This is a genomic window from Streptomyces sp. NPDC005574, assembly GCF_040605435.1.
Classification (GTDB): Bacteria; Actinomycetota; Actinomycetes; order Streptomycetales; family Streptomycetaceae; genus Streptomyces.
This window is the reverse complement of record NZ_JBEXCW010000290.1, coordinates 1-1,805: the sequence shown is the minus strand read 5'-3', so window position 1 is coordinate 1,805 and position 1,805 is coordinate 1. Positions and strand designations below refer to the sequence as shown.

Genomic DNA, 1,805 nt, shown 5'->3' with positions numbered 1-1,805 from the left:
GGCCGCGCGGGCCAGTTTGATCTTCACACACCAGACAACTCGCGCGGCCTTCCCCATGTCCCCGTACGTGACCAAGATCAATCGCGGGGCAGCCCATTATCGTCTGGTGCGCGACTACGGGACGCTGCCCGCCATGCAGGAGGCCATGGTGCTGTGGTCGATGACCATGCTCATGAGTGGCCGCCTGGCCGGACGCCGCCCCGGTGCCTTCAGCCGGCCGGCACCGCGAGCGGGGTGGACACCCCCGGCCGCACCTGGAGGGCCCACCCCCGCTCCACCAGGCGTTTCGCCGTCGACCGCCGCCCCTCGACCTTCGCCGGGACCACCTCAAGTCCCAGGGCCGCGGCCAGTTGCTGACAGCGCATGCCGTCCCGGCCCGCTTCCGATTCCAGTACCGACACGATCCGCTGGCAGTCCGGCGCCAGGACCGACGCTGCCATGCCCTCGGCCCGGTGCGGCACCGGCGACCCCGTCACCGCGCCCCTCGCCGGCTCCGCGACTGCCAAGACAGCTCGGCCAGCACCTCGGTTCTTGGACCCTTTTCTCCCGGGCCTCCAGCAGGGCTTGATCAAGTTCCGTAGGTGTCCGGATCGTTGGTGATGCCCAGGATGGGGAGTGCTCGCTCGGGTTTGTCGCGGATTGCTCGGGTGGTTTTGGCGATGTTGTCGGCTCCGAGGGTTTTCAGTACACCGATGGCGAGGTTGCGGAGGGTCGCCATGGCGCGGGGTGCGGTCCCGGTGTGGACGGTGGAGGCGTCCTCGGTGAAGGTGACGTCTCTGATGTGGTGCGAAGAGTTCTCGATTCCCCAATGTCCGCGGATCGCGGCGGCCAGGTCAGCGGGGCCGACTTGGTGGGCATCGAGGCTGGTGACGGCGTAGACACTCTCACGGGTCTCGCGCTTGCCGGACTGCTTGCGGCGGCGGTGGACGCGGATGGCGAGGCGTGCGTGGGGGAAGGCGATCCCGCCGAGTTCGTCCGCAACGGCGCAGGTCTTGATCGAGCGGGACTCGCGGCGTCGGTGCCCGACGGCGGAAGCGGTGTGCTGGACGGGGATGTCCCGCCATGGCAGGGCCGCGAGCTGGCGGTGGACGGTGGGCTGGTTGGTCTTGATCACGGCGATGTAGTGGGCCTTCTTGGTCTCGACCAGCCAGGAGATGTTCGCCTTGACCGAGTGCAGGGCGTCGAAGGTGACGACGGTGCCGGTCAGGTCCAGCGGTGCCAGCAGTGGTTGGAAGTGCGTGGTTTCGTTCGTCTTCGCACCGACCTCCACCTGGGCGAGGGTCACGACGGTGCCGTGCGTGACCGCGGAGAGCAGATGCCGGCGCGTCGCGGCCAGACGGGCTGATCCCTTCAGTGCCTCGCCGTCGACGGCGATCACGCGCGGCCGTCCGGACGCGGAAGGCGATGGTGCCCGGGCGGGCACGGTGGCGGCGCGGTGCCGGTCGGCCAGGTAGGCGCCCACTGCCCGGTCCAGGGCGTCACCGTCAACGGCCCCCAGCACACGGCCGATCGTGGCAGGCGACGGAGAGCGCCGCCATCTGAGCAGGTGACGCCGGATCCCGATCACGGTCAGGAGTGCGTTCGGGGCACGCTGGCCCCACTCGGCGAGTTCGTCGATGCTCCTCGCTCCCGAGACGACCGCGCAGGCACACACCAGCAGGATCGCTGTCAGCGAGTACCACCGGCCCCGCCGCGAGCGGGGGTCGGGCACCGAGTCGAAGTAGGAGCGCAGACCGGCGATCCGGCCGGTATCCAGCGGACCCAGCTTCACCAGCACGGCAGGGACGGGAGAAGATACAGCAGCA

At 69.6% G+C, this 1,805-nt stretch carries 2 protein-coding genes; both read right to left on the bottom strand.

The features are described from left to right. Positions 1-209: 209 nt before the first annotated feature. The gene (locus tag ABZT03_RS44210; protein WP_356049966.1) at positions 210-506 is read right to left on the bottom strand and encodes a hypothetical protein; all 297 of its coding nucleotides are present in this window, start codon (positions 504-506) and stop codon (positions 210-212) included. Between the two features lie 62 nt (positions 507-568). Beyond that, on the bottom strand, positions 569-1,805 hold a 1,237-nt coding region (locus ABZT03_RS44205), incomplete at its 5' end, for an ISAs1 family transposase (RefSeq protein WP_356049964.1).